Source organism: Agarilytica rhodophyticola, assembly GCF_002157225.2.
In the GTDB taxonomy this organism is placed as follows: Bacteria; Pseudomonadota; Gammaproteobacteria; order Pseudomonadales; family Cellvibrionaceae; genus Agarilytica; species Agarilytica rhodophyticola.
In genome coordinates this window covers 900,808-918,619 of the sequence record NZ_CP020038.1, presented here as the reverse complement: position 1 = coordinate 918,619, position 17,812 = coordinate 900,808, and the positions used below count along the sequence as shown (strand labels likewise).

14 protein-coding genes are annotated in these 17,812 nt (G+C 43.4%); 6 read left to right on the top strand and 8 right to left on the bottom strand.

Features of this window, described 5'->3' with window-relative positions; all coding sequences use genetic code 11:
• Positions 1-6 precede the first annotated feature (6 nt).
• The 6 genes from BVC89_RS03885 to BVC89_RS03860 all read right to left on the bottom strand — a co-directional run bounded on the left by BVC89_RS03885 (position 7) and on the right by BVC89_RS03860 (position 8,930).
• Complete coding sequence (locus BVC89_RS03885) at positions 7-4,086, bottom strand: YhdP family protein (RefSeq protein ID WP_103654232.1); 4,080 nt, start codon at positions 4,084-4,086, stop codon at positions 7-9.
• 67 nt (positions 4,087-4,153) lie between these two features.
• A complete protein-coding gene (gene rng, locus BVC89_RS03880; RefSeq protein ID WP_086929941.1) occupies positions 4,154-5,635 on the bottom strand; it encodes a ribonuclease G in 1,482 nt (493 codons plus the stop codon).
• Between the two features lie 67 nt (positions 5,636-5,702).
• The gene (locus tag BVC89_RS03875; RefSeq protein WP_086929940.1) at positions 5,703-6,281 is read right to left on the bottom strand and encodes a Maf family protein; all 579 of its coding nucleotides are present in this window, start codon (positions 6,279-6,281) and stop codon (positions 5,703-5,705) included.
• A gap of 74 nt (positions 6,282-6,355) precedes the next feature.
• Positions 6,356-6,850 (bottom strand): rod shape-determining protein MreD, encoded by a 495-nt coding sequence (gene mreD, locus BVC89_RS03870; RefSeq protein ID WP_086929939.1) that lies wholly within the window; start codon positions 6,848-6,850, stop codon positions 6,356-6,358.
• 35 nt (positions 6,851-6,885) lie between these two features.
• Positions 6,886-7,800 carry a rod shape-determining protein MreC gene (gene mreC, locus BVC89_RS03865; RefSeq protein WP_281260983.1) on the bottom strand — a complete coding sequence of 305 codons (915 nt, stop codon included), beginning with the start codon at positions 7,798-7,800 and terminating at the stop codon, positions 6,886-6,888.
• 98 nt (positions 7,801-7,898) lie between these two features.
• Positions 7,899-8,930: a rod shape-determining protein gene (locus BVC89_RS03860; protein WP_086929938.1), complete on the bottom strand. Its 1,032-nt coding sequence runs from the start codon at positions 8,928-8,930 to the stop codon at positions 7,899-7,901.
• Between the two features lie 298 nt (positions 8,931-9,228).
• Between BVC89_RS03860 and gatC the strand changes: the two genes are divergently transcribed.
• From gatC to cysZ, 5 genes are all read left to right on the top strand, one after another.
• Positions 9,229-9,528 carry an Asp-tRNA(Asn)/Glu-tRNA(Gln) amidotransferase subunit GatC gene (gene gatC / locus BVC89_RS03855; RefSeq protein WP_086929937.1) on the top strand — a complete coding sequence of 100 codons (300 nt, stop codon included), beginning with the start codon at positions 9,229-9,231 and terminating at the stop codon, positions 9,526-9,528.
• 126 nt (positions 9,529-9,654) lie between these two features.
• On the top strand, positions 9,655-11,106 hold the full coding sequence (gene gatA, locus BVC89_RS03850) for an Asp-tRNA(Asn)/Glu-tRNA(Gln) amidotransferase subunit GatA (protein ID WP_086929936.1): 1,452 nt from the start codon (positions 9,655-9,657) through the stop codon (positions 11,104-11,106).
• Between the two features lie 10 nt (positions 11,107-11,116).
• A complete protein-coding gene (gene gatB / locus BVC89_RS03845; RefSeq protein WP_086929935.1) occupies positions 11,117-12,556 on the top strand; it encodes an Asp-tRNA(Asn)/Glu-tRNA(Gln) amidotransferase subunit GatB in 1,440 nt (479 codons plus the stop codon).
• 11 nt (positions 12,557-12,567) lie between these two features.
• On the top strand, positions 12,568-12,864 hold the full coding sequence (locus tag BVC89_RS03840; protein ID WP_086929934.1) for a PA4642 family protein: 297 nt from the start codon (positions 12,568-12,570) through the stop codon (positions 12,862-12,864).
• A 16-nt stretch (positions 12,865-12,880) separates the two neighbouring features.
• Positions 12,881-13,654, top strand: a complete 774-nt coding sequence (gene cysZ, locus BVC89_RS03835) for a sulfate transporter CysZ (RefSeq protein WP_086929933.1) — start codon at positions 12,881-12,883, stop codon at positions 13,652-13,654.
• 109 nt (positions 13,655-13,763) lie between these two features.
• On the opposite strand, the gene BVC89_RS03830 is transcribed toward cysZ, so the two are convergent.
• Positions 13,764-15,017, bottom strand: coding sequence for a response regulator (locus tag BVC89_RS03830; protein WP_086929932.1), 1,254 nt, complete (start codon positions 15,015-15,017; stop codon positions 13,764-13,766).
• 164 nt (positions 15,018-15,181) lie between these two features.
• Positions 15,182-16,360 carry an ATP-dependent RNA helicase RhlB gene (rhlB, locus tag BVC89_RS03825; RefSeq protein ID WP_281260982.1) on the bottom strand — a complete coding sequence of 393 codons (1,179 nt, stop codon included), beginning with the start codon at positions 16,358-16,360 and terminating at the stop codon, positions 15,182-15,184.
• A 313-nt stretch (positions 16,361-16,673) separates the two neighbouring features.
• Between rhlB and BVC89_RS03820 the strand changes: the two genes are divergently transcribed.
• Positions 16,674-17,678, top strand: a complete 1,005-nt coding sequence (locus BVC89_RS03820; RefSeq protein ID WP_086929931.1) for an NAD-dependent epimerase — start codon at positions 16,674-16,676, stop codon at positions 17,676-17,678.
• The last annotated feature ends 134 nt before the right edge of the window (positions 17,679-17,812 follow it).

Below are 17,812 nucleotides of genomic sequence, written 5' to 3'. Positions count from 1 at the left end.
CTCGATTTATGGGACTGCGATCGTATCTAAATCTTGCTCCTTAATTTCCTTGCCTCGACGGTTAGCCGCATTGATATCAAAAATTTTCTTAATGTTAATTTTTGGTTGTTCCCAGTCTCCCGTGACTTCAACATTAAAACTTGATGCTCGATCAACTTGTTTTTTAAATAGCTTACTCATAGCATAAACACCCAATGCAGCAGGTAACCCTACTACAACCGCTGTGGCTAATGCGACATTACTGGCCACAGGCAATGTAACAACCAATTCGCTATCCAGCTTTTCATTAGCCATATCGATGGTACCAGCCAACTGGATATATGAAGAGGAGGATTCAACAATAAGAGGCTCGGTTAAAAATATCTTGCCGTTTTTAAAATCGAGACTACCGAACACTCTGTCGTAAGAAAAACCTTGTGCGGCTAAATCAGAAAAATCTAAACGTAAGCGACGCAATATAGTATCAAAATTAAATAGCGCAATAAGGCGTAGTAAGGCATTTTCGTCACTACCGGCGCCGCGACTAAAACTACCTTTTTTAACATCTAAGCTAAGCAAACCTTTGACATTATTAAGAGTGACTTCATCCGGTGCACCTTTCCACCTTGCGTCTATATCAAATACCGCAGAATCACTTTCCATAAGTTTTTCCTGCTCCCAGGCAGCAAAGACATCCGCTAAGTTTTTAGCCAGTACTTTGCCACTAAAATAGCTATTATTTTGTTCGCCGTCACTCATCCACACAAATTCAGCACCGGATTCTTCTGTGCCAACCCTCATTTCTCTCACTTCGGCTCGGATATCGGAAAATACGACACCACCATCGATAGGGTCTACTTGAAAATCCCATGTCCCATAATTTTCGCCATTAATAGAAAGTTCTTTGGTAGAAAAATCAATCGCCACAGCTTCTGATAGATCCACTTCAGCCAAAACACTTTCATATGGCGGCTCTAGTGTTGTCTCGCTGCCATCTATTTTTTCTTTCCCAACTGTGTCCAGGGCTATATCAGAGGGAGAATTAGTAGCATTAGTTTCAGCTTCATCATCTTTGACGAACCTTAAATAATCTAGGTCAAGAACAATTGGCTGATCTTCTTCGGAAACAACCACTTTACCCGCTAAAAGTTCACTGCTCAGTTGCATTTCCCAGAGAGGCTGTTTGCGCTCCCCAGTGACCGATAAATTATCAATAGTAAATGAGCCGAGCAAAAACTTATCAATAGACAAATCAAACTTTGCTTGAAGATCATCCGAATTAGCATCTGGGTCGACATCGAATTCAGAGTCCGGGTTTTCAATGAAGTTAAAGTACGTATCTTTAACTGACGTCCACTTTTCTAAATCAAACTGAGTAAGAGAACCAACAATATCGAAGCGCCCTGTGCTTGGAATAGTGGTGTAGGAATTATCTCTTGGAGTAAGCTCATTAATTTCCACTAAGCCACTAATAGAATCACTAGCGACAGTGTCACTGGTAGCATTTCCTTGCTTAGTGGTTAACAAAGAAATTCTAAGATCATTATTCAACGAAAACCGGTATTCTTCTTTATCATCAAAGAAAAGAGCCCGTCCAGTAAAGTTAATTGCTTCCTGGTCTAGTTTTTTTAAAGGCCTGGGTAAATTAATTGCCACGCCGTTTAAATCGGATGATACATTCACTTCCAAAGGTCGTGCAGATTTAGCGCCTGGCACTGTGATATGTCCCTGAACTTCAGTTTCCCCTTCTAGGAATATTAGTTCCGGGCGCGTTACCCACGCATACAAAGCATCAACATCAACCATGCCATCAAAACTAACACGCGTATCTAAACCGCCTTCAGCATTGGGTGGACTAGAAATCCGGCTTTTAAAAGATTTGCCCCACACCTTGCCTGACAATTTATCGGCAAAAACGCCCTTATCTGTTTGATAGTGCAGGACGCCATTAATCTTCTTAATCTCTAGATTGACTTCAGGAATCTGCAAGTATGAGTTGTTTAATGAGACGTCTACTTTTTGTGAGAGATTACTGCTGCCCGAGCTAAGGGGTACAACCAAATCTACCTTCGCTCCAACCTTGCCATCTACAATCCAGCGATCAAAGGCGTTGCCAATATTCTGGCGAATAGGCGTGTCGTACAATAGCTTCATCGCGGTATTAGCATCGCTTTTTACTCGCCCTTGTATAGAAAGTGCCTGCCCATTTTTCACCGATGAGTCTTTAATCAAACTAACATGTGTATTAGAAATTGAATTGCCCAGTAACTTGGCTTTGCTTATGTTCATGGACAGGGAGTTATTGTCCAAATTTAAGCTTCCATCAACACCTTTTAATTCCGGCCATTTTGGGTCAAACATCAGGTTACCGTCATTTACTTCGCCGTATAGTTGGATAGTCGGAGGCACCGGAGGTTTTTTCTCAACAGAACCGTGGTATAAAAAGCGAGCATTTGAAATTTTGCCACTTTTAATGCTTCCGTCTAGCCAATCATATAAGGATTTTGGCACCGTTTTAGGTACATATTTTTTATGATTTTCAGCCAAGGTTTTTTCAATACCGAGCACTAACGTCATTTGCTGTGTGCCCCACTTCTTGCTAAAAGGCAGGGTTAACTTTAAATATCCTTTGCCCTCTTCCTCTGGGTTAGTGACTGTTAGCAGTCCCGAAGTGATATAGGTGATGCGGTTTTTAAAGTCTATCTCCCAGCCCACTTGCCCATGCGCCTCAGCGAAATCCATAGGGTCGTGATATACCTTTGGCAGGAATAAGGTGAAGCCATCATCTACATCCACATCAAAGCGGCCGCGATGAAGATTCATTGATACGAAACCATTAATATTAGAAAGCGCCGGCGCTCCCATAATGGCTTCAGACATACCGTCTTCAACTAAGGCGCTAATTTGAAAATAGCCCTCTTCCTTAGTTGTGATTTCAAAATCGAGATTTTTAACTGTGCCTCGAGGATTGATAGTCTTAACAATTTTATTGGTACGCTCATTCCCAAAGCCAATATGTAATAGAGTATCGACCCAAGGCTTTACGTCAATACTTTGCACGCGAATATTATTTAAGCGCTGTAAGTTTCCTTTTGCGATAAAGTCTAAGACAGGTGATTGAAATTCAGGCCATTGAGCATTAAAACCTTTCACCGTAAGATGCCAATTTTTCTCCTGATCTAACTGCCCCGCCAATTGTGCAGATAGTGCTTTTGGCAAATTGAACTCGCGATCGACGATATTAACATCGCCCGCCGCTTCTAAATCACCTCTTAATGAAATACCTTTATTGGCATCACCTTGGAACCATAAGCGTAAATTAAGTGTATATTCTTCACTTTTAATAGACGATAAAGCGAGCGCTGCCGCCACTTCGTGGGAAGGAAAGTTCTTCAATTCCAGATAACCGTTGGCAGTAAAGTTACTGTCTCTTGGGTCACCAAGTCCTTCAATGGCTAAATAAAATGCACGCTCCCCTTTACCTACATCTAGGCTCGCCAGTATGCGGTGGAAGTCTTCATCATTTTCTAGCGAGATATTCGGGATATGCAGTTGCGAGGCTTCTCGTGAAAAGTATTTCAACTGAAATCTGGCGTCAGTAATATGGACGCGCCGGCCAAACAAAAATATGTCGTAAATATCATCAAAGCGAAGTGCATTGCCATCGTTGCTAGAGCGAGTGAACTCTGGCATGCCGGGAACAGACCAAGCGCCGTGTTCATCTTGTACTAGCGCCATTTTAAAACCATCAAATTTCAACTGGCGCCAAGCTAGGCGCCTGTCGATAATTGAGTCAATAATACTCAGCTCTGCCGTCGCTTGAGAGACAATAAAAACCGACTCACCTGTTTTCGCTTTGACATGCACTCCTTTGAGTTCAAGCTTAGGTTTCAAACCAGACCAGCTGGCATCCACCAAAGCGATTTCCAAATCCATGCCAACGCTATTACCTAAGTAAGCACTTAGTTCTTCTTTGTAATCGGTTAGTAGAGGGAAAGCTTGACGAGCTAACTGAATAAACACCGCCGACGCAATTACCAAGGCAAAGACAGTTCCCCAGAATCTTCTGGAGATCATTCGCCAATGTTTTTGTTGAAATTTAATCACGTCTTTCTTCTACACGACTACTCTGGTTACCGCACAATACCTAAGCTCACACATCATTCTAATAGTCTTACGCCAAAACGATATCGTACTGCTCCTGGTTATACATACTTTCCACCTGAAATTGAATTGTACGCTCAATGAAGACTTCTAAATCTGCTACATTACTCGATTCCTCATCAAGCAAGCGATCAATTACCACTTGAGACGCCAACACTAAGAATTTATCGTTATCGTAGGTTCGCGCTTCGCGCAAAATCTCTCTAAAGATCTCATAGCAAATCGTTTCCGCGGACTTAAGTTGACCGCGACCACCACAGGCAGGGCAAGTCTCACATAGTACTTGCCCCAAACTTTCTCGCGTGCGCTTACGGGTCATTTCCACTAAACCAAGTTCGGACACTCCGGTAATCGTGGTTTTAGCGCGATCTTTTTCCATATGTTTCTCGAAGCTGCGCAACACCTGCCGCTGATGCTCCTCTTCTCTCATATCGATGAAGTCAATAATAATGATACCGCCAAGATTACGCACTCTAAGTTGTCTCGCTATTGCGGCAGCGGCTTCGAGATTGGTTTTAAAGATTGTTTCTTCTAGATTACGATGGCCAACAAAGGCACCAGTGTTAACGTCAATGGTACTCATTGCTTCGGTCTGCTCGATAATTAAATAGCCGCCAGACTTGAGTAATACCTTTTTTTGTAAGGCTTTTTGAATTTCATTTTCCACGCCATATAGATCAAATAGCGGTCGCTCACCGGGATAATGCTCTAATCTTGCGCCAATTTCAGGAGCATAGTGTTTGGCAAACTTTTGCATACGCGCAAAGGACTCACGCGAGTCGATGCGAGCACGCTCCAAGTTTGGCCGCATTAAATCTCGCACAGTCCGCATAAAGAGCGGCATATCTTCATAGATAATAGAAGGAGCTTTAGCCGCTTTAATGCTGTCTTCAAGGTCATGCCAGAGACGAAAAACAAAGGGAATATCCGCTTGCAATTCTTCTTTTAATGCACCTTCGGCAACAGTACGAATGATAAAGCCACCAATAGGATATTGCTCCTTATATTCTTCTGCCAACTCATTGACGAGTAATTTGAGCCGTTCCCGCTCATCCTCATCTTCAATGCGATTGGAAACACCGATGTGATCAGTATTTGGCATGTAGACCAGGTAGCGCGCAGAAACAGATAAATGGGTAGTTAAACGGGCGCCTTTGGTACCGATAGGATCTTTCGTCACCTGTACCAGAACAGATTGCCCCTCTCTGAGCAAATCACGGATATCGGCATCTTCGCTGCTGCGTTGCTCAACACCATCTTTGTTAAGTGGTGCAATATCTGCTACATGAATAAATCCCGCACGTTCTTGTCCAATATCGACAAACGCTGCTTGCATGCCGGGTAACACCCGCACAACTTTGCCCTTATAAATATTGCCGACGTAGCCCTTACTATGGGCTCGTTCAACATAGACTTCTTGTAAAACACCATTTTCAACGAGAGCAACTCGGGTTTCGGTGGGGCCAAAATTAACTAAAATCTCTTCGCTCATGTCTCTTCTATCCACACATGGCAATACAAGTGCATGCTAAGGCATGCATATTGCCGATATTTCGACATCACTCAGCCGTATTCCAGATTGGTATTTCCAGCTTCGATAACATACTACTAACAATTTCGATGGGTAGTCCCACCACGCCTGAGTAGCTGCCATTGAGGTTGGTGACGAACACAGCACCTAAACCTTGAATAGCATAAGCCCCTGCTTTATCGCATGGTTCGCCACTCGCCCAATAAGCTTCTATCTCATTATCGCTAATGGCGCGAAATTTTACTTCGGTAATACTGCATTCAACCCATTGCTGGCCACCAAAGCAAACAGCCACTCCTGTCATCACCTTATGAGTGCGATCTGAAAGCATACTTAACATGCGTTTACAATCTGCAAGATGTGCCGGCTTCTCAAGTATCACATCATCACAACATACAACGGTATCCGCTCCCAAAGAAGGAAGGTCGGGTCGCACTTTACTGCCCGCTTTAGATTTGTCCATTGCTAATCGACGAACATAAGCTTCAGGTAGTTCAGTGGGGTTATGTTGCTCTGGTACGTCAACATCAGCTGTTATATATCCGACGCCAATTTGACTCAACAGTTCACGCCGTCTGGGTGATTTTGAGGCGAGTAAAATATTCATATATTAAGCCATAAGTTAAGGTAATCGATGAGGGCCGGCTAGAACCTGTTCACACTAGGGCTTGTTAACAGGCCCTAATACATTCGGTAGTGCAAACGGATACGATTTATCGAGAAAAAAATCAAAGGCCAAAATAGTGCACTCACGGTAGTAGAGACAATGATATCAAGGGGCTCTCCCTTATAGCCAGCCAGACCTAACACCCAATTTGACATAACCTGATGGAAACCCACTAGCACAAAGATCCATAAGGTTTGATGCCACACCGAATAATTCTTAATACGCTGATATGCCACTAAGCATATGTAAGCCACAATAGACAGCGCTACGGCATGGGCTCCCCATACCACACCTTCGGCAAGGTCTTGAATCATCCCGGCAAACCACGCAATAAAAACACCGAAGTACTGGGGTGTGTGAGTGACCCAATAGACGACGAACAGACATAAAAATTCTGGCCGCAATAGAGCATAGTTACTTGAAATAGGATAAATAGCGACGAGCAAGCCAAGTGCTAGCGTGGCAAAAACAAGCCAATAATACGATACTAGTTGATGGCGTTTAGGCACCGATTAACTCTTCAAAGATTTCATTTATAGCCCACCTATTCATATAAAGCCCCTAAGGGAGGACTATCAAAAATTAACAAGGCATGGCGACTGCGACTAATATCTGCCATGGGCTTGGTAACAACTTTAGCAAAGCGCCTGGAAGGATCTTTCAGAACTTCCACCACTTCGGCAACAGGATAACCCACGGGAAAACGTTGCCCGAGGCCAGAGCTCACAAGCAAATCTCCCACAACAATATCTAAAGTATTTGCCACGTAAGGAAGCGCCAACTCATAGGTTCTTCCGCCAAGGCCCTCGGCAATCAATTGCTCACCATTACGATTAATCTGCACAGGCAAGGCATGTGTCGAATCGGTAATGAGTAAGACTTTCGAGCTGCGTTGCCCAACCACCACCACTTGCCCCATTAAGCCTTTGGCATCAACCAAGGCCTGACCTTCGTATACACCATGCTCACTGCCGCGGTTGACAATTACCTGATGCATAAGGGGATCGGGTGAACGGCCAATAATTTCAGCGATAAGCACTCGATCTTCAAGCGTATCAGCAGAATTAAGTAGCTGTCTCAATCTGACATTTTCAGCAGCGAGAGATGCATTGAGCTGAAGTTTACGTTTGAGCACAATATTTTCAGTTTGCAGCGATTCATTTTCCTGGATCAAGCGCTCTCTTGAGGTCAGTCTATTATCGGCCCACTCATCGAGCTGATTGGGAAAGTTAGATATCCAATAAAGGGGAGCGACAATATCCTGGGCGTGTCCTTTAATAGGGTCAAGCCAGTCGGTAAATAAATACATCAGGGATATCATTAACGACACTAAGGCGAGGATTGCCGTTCTAGTCCCTGGTGATGGACCTTTGGAAAACAGCGGTTTAATAATATTCTCCGACGCAAAAGTTAGAACAAAAAATATACTTCCCCTATATATTGTACAACTTAAATGCAAATAACAATGAAAAAGCTTTTTGAGTTCTTATTTTTAACAAAGTCAACATGGCTTGTTAAATAAACTATCTCGCTAATGAGATAGTTTATTTAATGTGTTTAATAGACTAAATCAATATTGTATTGATCCATTAATTCCATGGCACGACCACCACCTCTGGCAACACAGGTCAATGGATCTTCAGCTACAACCACAGGCAGCCCCGTCTCTTCGGTTAATAGCCTATCCAGATCACGCAGCAGTGCCCCACCGCCCGTAATAACAATACCTGTTTCCGCAATATCTGATGCCAATTCAGGCGGAGAAAGTTCTAATGCACTTTTTATCGACTGAACAATACCCGCTAGAGGCTCTTGCATGGCTTCAAGAATCTCATCACTGTTTAAAGTAAAGCTTTTGGGAATCCCCTCGGCTAAATTTCGGCCTCTCACGTCGATCTCTAACACTTCACTACCCGCGTAGGCACAACCAATCTCTTGTTTAATTCGCTCAGCCGTTGCATCACCGATCACGCTGCCATATTTTCGTCTGACATAATTAACAATAGCTTCATCAAAACGGTCGCCGCCGATTCTAACAGAATCCGATAACACTACTCCGTTCAATGAGATAATCGCTATCTCTGTGGTACCGCCACCAATATCGATAACCATTGAGCCTGTAGCTTCATCCACTCTCAAGCCTGCACCGATTGCCGCCGCCATCGGCTCCTCGATAAGTCGCACTTCGCGGGCGCCTGCACTTAGAGCAGATTCCCTGATAGCTCGCTTCTCTACTTCTGTTGAAAGGCAAGGCACACAAATTAGTACTCTGGGACTTGGCTGAAACCAACTGTGTTCATGAACTTTACGAATAAAGTGCTGCAACATCTTCTCAGTCACTTGGAAATCTGCAATAACACCGTCTTTTAAGGGGCGAATGGCTGTGATATTACCGGGTGTGCGCCCCAGCATACGTTTAGCTGCTATACCGACAGCCTCTACTGATTTCTGTCCGTTAACATTTCGAATTGCTACCACAGATGGTTCATCAAGTACTATTCCTTTTTCACGCACGTAAATGAGAGTGTTTGCCGTTCCCAGATCGATCGATAAATCATTGGAGAACAAGCCTCGCAGACGCTTCATCATATTGAGTAATAACCTGTTTGAATGATGCTATAAGTGATTCACTATCCAGCTTTTTAACTTGCTGTTAAAAAGCCTTTCAATGTGTTGTTATGTTAATAAATAAAATTAAAAAATCTATTGTGCTGCAATTTTTTAATAATTATAGGCTTAACTTCGCGTAAGACCTGTTAACTGGCCATGATCACGCTAAAATTATCGCACTCTATCAATGGTAGGGATTTTGAGCAAGGCGCAAATATGATAACGTAGCGCGTTCGATCAGATACGAGTATCAGTACTCGTAAAAATAACCCCGGATATGAACAGAGAGAGTAGTGTGGAAGCGAAAGAAATTCAAAATCTGGCGAAGTTGGCAAAATTAGAAATTAACGACGAAACGCTTGAGCAAACGGCAAAGAGTATTAACGAAGTGCTCAGTTTAGTAGACCAATTGCAAGCCGTCGACACAGATGATGTATTACCCATGGCACACCCCCTCGATGCCGTACAAACTCTCCGCAAAGACGTGGTAAGCGAAGCGGATAGACGCAACGATTTTCAAGCTATTGCACCTGCCACCGAAGATGGCCTCTATCTAGTTCCTAAAGTAATCGAGTAACACGGTGAAGTAAGTAGTAGGGTGATTAAATAATCGGGGTAACCCCTATGCCATACGCTATTAATTTCATCCTAATCTGTCATATACAACTCCTCATTCATAGACGTAAGCGCACGAGCAAACGCAATGCATAATTTAACTATCGCTGATATAAGCCGCAAATTGCGAGCAAAAGAATTTTCTAGTAAAGAAATCACCCAGCATTTGCTAAATAGAATCAAATCTCTTAACGAAAATTACAATGCCTTTATTTCTATTACGGAACAGCAAGCACTGGAGCAAGCAGATAAAGCTGATCAATTATTAGCACAAGGAAATGCACATGTTATGTGTGGTGTACCTATCGCCCATAAAGATATTTTTTGCACTGAAGGTGTTCTGACCACATGCGGCTCAAAAATGCTACATAATTTTGCTCCGCCTTATAATGCTACAGTTGTGCAAAATTATATGGATGCAGGCGTGGTTATGTTGGGTAAAACCAATATGGATGAATTTGCCATGGGCTCGTCCAATGAAAGCAGCTATTTTGGCCCGGTTAAAAACCCCTGGGCAGAAGACAGTGTTCCTGGTGGCTCTTCGGGTGGCTCCGCCGCCTGTGTCGCAGCCCGCCTAGCACCGGGGGCCACAGCTACCGATACCGGTGGTTCTATTCGCCAGCCTGCGAGTATGTGCGGGATTACTGGTTTGAAACCTACCTATGGGCGTGTTTCTCGCTGGGGGATGATCGCTTTTGCATCGAGCCTCGACCAAGGTGGTGTCATGACTCGCAGCGCTGAAGATGCGGCGCTAATGCTCAATGTTATGGCCAGTTACGATGCCAAAGATTCCACCTGCATCGATGAGCCAGTTAGGGATTACACAGCACAACTCGATGAAAAACTCGACGGTCTTACCATCGGTGTACCGCAAGAATATTTCAGCGAAGGTCTCAATTCAAGTGTTCAACAAGCTGTTGAGGATGCGATTAAGATTTACCAATCCCTCGGGGCTAAGATTAAGTCCATCTCACTACCTCATACACACTTGGCAGTACCCGCTTACTATGTGATTGCTCCGGCAGAATGCTCCGCTAACCTATCTCGTTTTGATGGTGTGCGTTATGGCTATCGCTGTGACACCCCTGAAAACCTAGAAGATCTATATATGCGCTCACGCGGTGAAGGCTTTGGCGATGAAGTCAAACGACGTATTCTGGTGGGCACGTACGCTCTATCTGCAGGCTATTTTGATGCCTACTATAACAAGGCCCAAAAAGTACGACGCCTTATTAAGCAGGACTTTGTGGATGCTTTTAAAGAGGTCGACGTTATACTCGGGCCAACATCCCCCTCACCAGCCTTTCCTTTGGGCGCAAAAAATAATGATCCAGTCGCTATGTATTTAGAAGATATTTACACTATCGCCACTAGCTTGGCTGGTTTACCTGGTATGTCGATCCCCTGTGGATTAGTGGACAACAAACCGGTTGGATTGCAATTAATAGGTAGCTATTTTAACGAACATAAACTGCTCAATATTGCGCATCAATTTCAACAAAATACCGACTTCCATACATTAAGTCCGCTCAGCAAATAGGTTATCGATCATGGTTTGGGAAACAGTTATCGGGTTGGAAGTACATGTACAACTTGCCACCCAGTCAAAAATATTTTCAGGCTCCAGCACTGCATTTGGCGCCCAAGCAAATACACAAGCGAGCGCTATTGATCTGGCAATGCCCGGCACATTGCCGGTTGCCAATGAACAAGCATTTCGCTTTGCTACCATGTTTGGCCTAGCTATCAACGCTGATATTGGTAAGCGCTCAGTATTTGAACGTAAAAATTACTTCTATCCAGATTTACCAAAAGGTTATCAAACCACTCAGCTAGCTGAGCCTATTGTTAATGGCGGTTACCTCGATATTGATTTGGCCAATGGCGAACAGAAACGCATCCGCATCCACCACGCTCATTTAGAAGAAGATGCCGGAAAGTCCTTACATGAAGACTACCATGGTATGTCGGGAATCGACCTCAATCGCGCCGGGACGCCATTGATCGAAGTAGTATCTGAGCCCGATATGAGTTCGAAGGAAGAAGCGGTAGCGTTTGCCCGCAAATTACACTCGATTGTGACTTCTTTAGGTATATGTGATGGAGAAATGTCACAAGGCTCTATGCGTTTCGACGTCAATATTTCTGTGCGCCAACCAGGTGATGCCTTAGGTACGCGCACCGAAACCAAAAATTTAAACTCCTTTCGTTTTATGGAACGCTGTATCGAGCAAGAAGTAGAACGACAAATTGACCTGCTTGAACAAGGTGGCAAAGTCGATCAAGAAACTCGCCTATATGACGGCGATAGTCATACCGCAAAATCCATGCGTTCCAAAGAAGAAGCCAACGACTATCGTTATTTTCCTTGCCCTGACTTATTGCCTGTCATTCTTGACGATGATTACATCAATGAAATTCGAGCATCACTACCTGAACTGCCCGATGCGATGAAGGCACGTTTCGAGAAGGACTACGCACTCTCAGCTTACGATGCTGGTATTTTGACGAGCGATTCTCACACGGCCAGTTTTTATGAGTCGGTAGTGGCTGCCTGCGAAGATCCCAAACTCTCTGCTAACTGGGTTATGGGTGAACTATCAGCTCGTCTAAACAGTGAAGAACTGACCATAAAAGAGAGTAACGTCAGCGCTCAGCAATTAGGCAAACTCATCGCTCGTATTAAGGACCAAACACTAACCAGTAAACTCGGTCGGCAAGTGTTTGACTATCTCTGGGATGGTGCTCAAGATGTAGACACCATCATCGAAGAGAAAGGCTTGAAACCTACCGATGCAGGTGAATTGGAATCTATTGTTGACCAAGTATTGGCAGACAACCCTCAACAGGTGGAGAACTACCGCAACGCCGACGATGTCAAACGCAAAAAGATGATCGGCTTTTTTGTTGGACAGATCATGAAAGCCTCTAAGGGACAAGCAAATCCACAACAGCTAAACCCCATTTTGAAAAATAAACTTGAGAGTTAGAAGTAAGTAAAATGACACAGAAAAAAGACAAACAAAAAGTTCTCGGTGAAGTGTTCACTGACGAGCGCGTTAGAGAATTCCTAGAAGTTGTGCCGGTAGGTGAAACAGACCCTCACTTTACCGCATTAGAGCGCGCCTACCGTGGTATGAAGGCTGACAACTTTGCTACTTTTGTAAAGTTTTTTGTCGCAGAAGGAAAAGATATTAACTGCACAAATGCAAACGGTGAAACTTTTCTACAAGTGATCAGCAAACACCGACATTCAGGGCCCTACATTACAGCTTTAACTGCAAGTGGCGCAAGATAAGCCCAATACCTAAGATATGCTGACACCACCTAGATACAAAAATAATTTAGCCACCGGTATATTTTACTTTAGCCAAGGCCTTAAATTACTTTGGCGGCCCGAATTACGACTTTATATTATTGTCCCTTTAGTCGTTAACTGCGCACTGTTTTTTGTCCTCACTGGCGCCCTTGTCCACTACTATGGCGGTTTCATCGATGGCTTGATGGAGCAACTACCCAGCTGGTTGGCTCCTTTAGCTTGGATCGCATGGATTGTAATTGGCATATTGGTACTGCTGATATACGGCTACAGCTTTAATATGATCACCAATATCATTGCCGCTCCGTTCTACGGGATGCTAGCGGCCAAAGCTGAAGAACTGCTCACCGGCGATGCTCCTCCCGATGAAAGCATTATCAAAATGGTTTTTCGCACCATAGGTAGAGAAATATCTAAACTGCTCTATTTCCTCTCCCGTGGTATCGTCATCGCATTGCTGATGCTATTAGTGGTGACCATTCCTGTAGTTAACTTCATTGCTCCATTTATTGGCCTGGCCTGGGGTGCTTGGTCCATGTCGATTCAGTATTCCGATTACTGTGCAGATAACAACCAAGTTGCCTTCAAGCCCTTACGCGGCTGTTTGTGGGACAGTAAATTTAGCAGCCTGGGCTTCGGTGGTTTTATTATGATGTGCAGCATCACTCCCATCGTTAATATTATCGCAATGCCTGTTGCAGTGGTGGGCGGTACCCTGTATTGGTTGCACGAACTGCGCGCCTGTGATGAGAGAAGGTGCAGCGTATAAAAAGATGTGATTTAGCCACAAACGTCCATTCTTAACATCAAACACTTAAGGCAATAGTAATAATCATACGGTTAACAACAATAATACGACTAGGGCCTGTTTGTAGGCGCTAGTCTTCACCCAAGACGAAACCTCCACCAGCCTCTTTGGCTCTTTGTAAACACTCTCTAGCATTTTTGACTAGGCTATCTAAGTCTTCTGATGAACTTGTAGACACTCCCGCACTGCAAGATACTGGTATTTGATATTCACCTACGTTAATAGCACTGGAGCATAAAATCTGGCGTACTTTCTCGGTAAAAGACAGAGCCTTTTCCGCGTCAAGGCCAGGCATAACAAAAGAGAACTCATTACTTCCCGTGCGTGCAAGAGTAAAGTGTGCCTGCGCTATCAAAGCACTCAGCTCATCGGCGATACCTTTAAGAACACCATCGCCTACTTCATTACCATAATCCTCGTTGACCAACCGAAAACTATCCACATCGATAACGGCGATGGAAGTAGGAGCCGACTTTTGTTGGGCATCTTCTAGCAGGGAGAAACCATGTTGATAGAAATATTTACGATTATAAACGCCGGTTAAATCATCGCGATTCACCATATCTCTTATCGATTCTATTAGCTCAATAAACTCGACATTATGAGATACCCGGCAGTAGAACTCTTCATGTTGGAAAGGCTTACGCAAAAAGTCGTTGGCGCCATTCTTAATAAAGCGCGCCGAAAGTGATCGCTCACCTTCAGACGATAAACCAATAATGACCAAATCTGTTTTTTCGTATTTATGGCGTATATTTTTCACCAGCTCACAACCATCCATACGCGGCATATTAAAGTCCGTTATTAGCAGCCTGACATCGGGATTATCCAGTAGTAGCTTAATCGCCTGAACACCATCACTCGCTTCAAGCACTTGGTAAAGATGTATTCTCAATAATGTGGCGATGAAACGCCGTGCTGTATCTGAATCATCGACAACAAGTATTTTGATATCCTGATTTTTAATTAAGCGCTCCAGCACACTAAGAGCATATTCGTAAGAAAAGCGACCTTCCTTAGTAACATAGTCAACAATACCTTTGGCCAGTAAACCTGCCCGTCGATCTTCATCAAAGCTTCCCGTCAAGACAATGGTTGGAATACCATTTTTTAGGGTGTAATCCACTACCTCACCATTGGGTGCATCGGGTAAATTCAAATCTATAAGACCTGCAAAAAACTCTTCTGCTTTACCCTCTACAAGACTTTTTGCTTCCGCAAAGCTTGTGGCATATACCGGTTGAAAGATATCTGAGTTTGAGAGCACATGCTTCAACACTTTCATGACAATCGAACTATCTTCCACAACCAGAATTTTTTTCATATCGCCTTATCTCTATGACATCGAAATAAACAAAAGCCCAGCTTCAAACCCTTCTTTATAGTGCAAGAAGACAACAAGGAAAGATTCTATGGAGGCATATATGAGCGTTTATATCTTCAAAAGATAAACGCCCTATAACAGTGTAGACAATATGAAAGGAGGGACTACTTTTTCAGTAAATGAGAAGGGGGCTGCTCACAGTTGATTTTACGACCTAAGAGTTCCTCTATAGCCGGTAGATGGAAGGCATCTTCTTCGCATGCAAAGCTGATGGAAACACCACTGGCACCAGCACGACCGGTGCGACCGATTCGATGAACGTAATCTTCCGGTTCTTCTGGCAAGGTGTAGTTAACAACATGGGTAACATCGTTAATATGAATACCGCGCCCAGCAACATCGGTTGCCACCAGTGCATCCAGTTTACCCTTCTTAAAATCATCTAAGGTGCGAATACGCTTACTTTGAGGGATATCTCCTGTCAACAAACCGACTTTTAGATTACGTCTGGAAAGTTGATCGTGTAATCTTTTACACTGATCGCGTCGATTGGCAAAAACAATCAAATTACCCACATCAGGATCACGAAATAAGTTGGTAAGTAAGGTCAGCTTTTCATCCGTAGACACCAAGTATACCTTCTGGTCTACCGTATCAGTGGCAATAGACTCTGGTTCGATCTCTACTCTTATAGGCTCATGGGTCCACTGCTCTGAAAGGCGCAGCACATCTTCTGGGAAAGTTGCTGAAAATAAAAGGGTCTGACGATGAGTATTCTTCGGCGCTAAACGAATAATGCGCTTAATTTGAGGAATAAAGCCCATGTCCAACATTCGATCAGCTTCATCGACCACTAAAACCTCTAGCTGATCTAGATAAACTTCTCGCTTCTCACAAAAATCCAACAAGCGCCCAGGTGTGGCAACTAAAATATCCACTAAGCTCGAGTGTAGCTTGTTTAATTGACGGCCATAATCCATGCCACCTACCAAGGTATGAATTTTTAAATCCGTATACTTACCGATTTGCTGAGCGTCTTTAGCAATTTGAACGACCAACTCCCTTGTCGGAGCAATAATCAAAGCTCTCGCCTCACCCGCATAGCGCACATCGTTTGCTCGTTCTTTCAACAAGTCCTCAAACACGGCAATCAAAAACGCAGCGGTTTTACCCGTGCCGGTTTGAGCTTTACCGACAACGTCATGAGAGCTCAGACTGTAAGGAAGAGATTTTGCTTGAATAGGAGAACAGAACTCAAAGTTCATTTCATCCAAGGCACGCATAATCTTGGGAGACAGGCTCAGTTCACTGAATCTCAAATTAGAAGAGTTTTTATTACTCACAAATAGAAAAGCCACAAGAAGTTTAAAACACTAAGATAAACGCCAAAAATTCGTTAGATGAAGCTCGTTTATACAAATTAAAACTTACCTCAGTACACATAATTCAAAGCGCATCCCTATACCAGCCGCCTATTTAAACACAAAAACATATAAATTGAACAATCTTGGTCATCAGAAGGTAATAGTATTGAATAAAAATTGTCATCTAGGAGAGCTATAGAGCGATAAACATTACTTACGTTATCAAAATACTTACTTTTGCTCTAAAATTCGCGCTCTCGTAATGTGATTCCAGAAGTGAGATGTGGGGTTTATGAAAATATTAGTTAGTGGTGCAGCAGGATTCATAGGCTACCACCTCTGTCACAATCTTCTCGCTCGTGGTGACAAGATAGTCGGCATCGATAATCTCAACGATTATTACAGCGTTGCGCTAAAGAAGGATCGCCTCGGGCAATTACAATCTTTCGACAATTTTCAGTTTTATCATATGGATGTCGCCGATCGTTCAGCAATGGAGAAATTATTCAGCGACAACAGTTTTGAGCGGGTCATACACCTCGCCGCACAAGCCGGTGTACGCTATTCCATAGAGAATCCCCACGCCTATATTGATTCAAATATCTCAGGCTTTCTCAATATTCTCGAAGGTTGTCGACACAATAACATCGCGCATCTAACTTATGCCTCATCAAGCTCGGTTTATGGCGGCAATCTTAAACAACCATTTTGTGAGTCTGATAACGTCGACACCCCCATTTCCCTTTACGCTGCGAGTAAAAAGTCCAACGAATTGATGGCTCACACCTACAGCCATTTATTCGGTATTCCAATGACGGGGTTACGATTTTTTACCGTTTACGGCCCCTGGGGAAGACCAGACATGGCGATGTTCAAATTTACTAAAGGTATTATTGATGGCTCACCCATTGATATATACAACAATGGGGAAATGTACCGAGATTTCACTTACATTGATGATATTGTCGAAGGAGTGATCAGGATCAATGACAAAATACCTGTAACAGAGCAAGATAATAAAAGAGGTATTTCGTCTTTGGAACCGAGAAAGGTACCCCATCGCGTCTATAATATTGGCAACAACATGCCAGTGAAATTAATGGACTTTATTAAAGCCATTGAACACTGCGTTGGTAAAAAAGCGAAAAAAAATATGATGCCGCTGCAAGCTGGAGATATGCCTTCTACCTGCGCAGACATATCTGCTCTAGAAGAAGATATCGGTTTTGCACCCAAAGTAAGGATCGCAGAAGGGGTCGCTAAATTTGTGGATTGGTATAGATCTTACTATAAGTAACATGCGTACGTTTTTTCGCCAAAAACAACATTAGAACAAAAAAAATTCAAACAAGTGTTTCAAGTTTGTGGATAAGCGCGCTATTATGCCCATTCGAGCTAGCTTAAGCTCAAATATACTCCTAAAATAGCGGC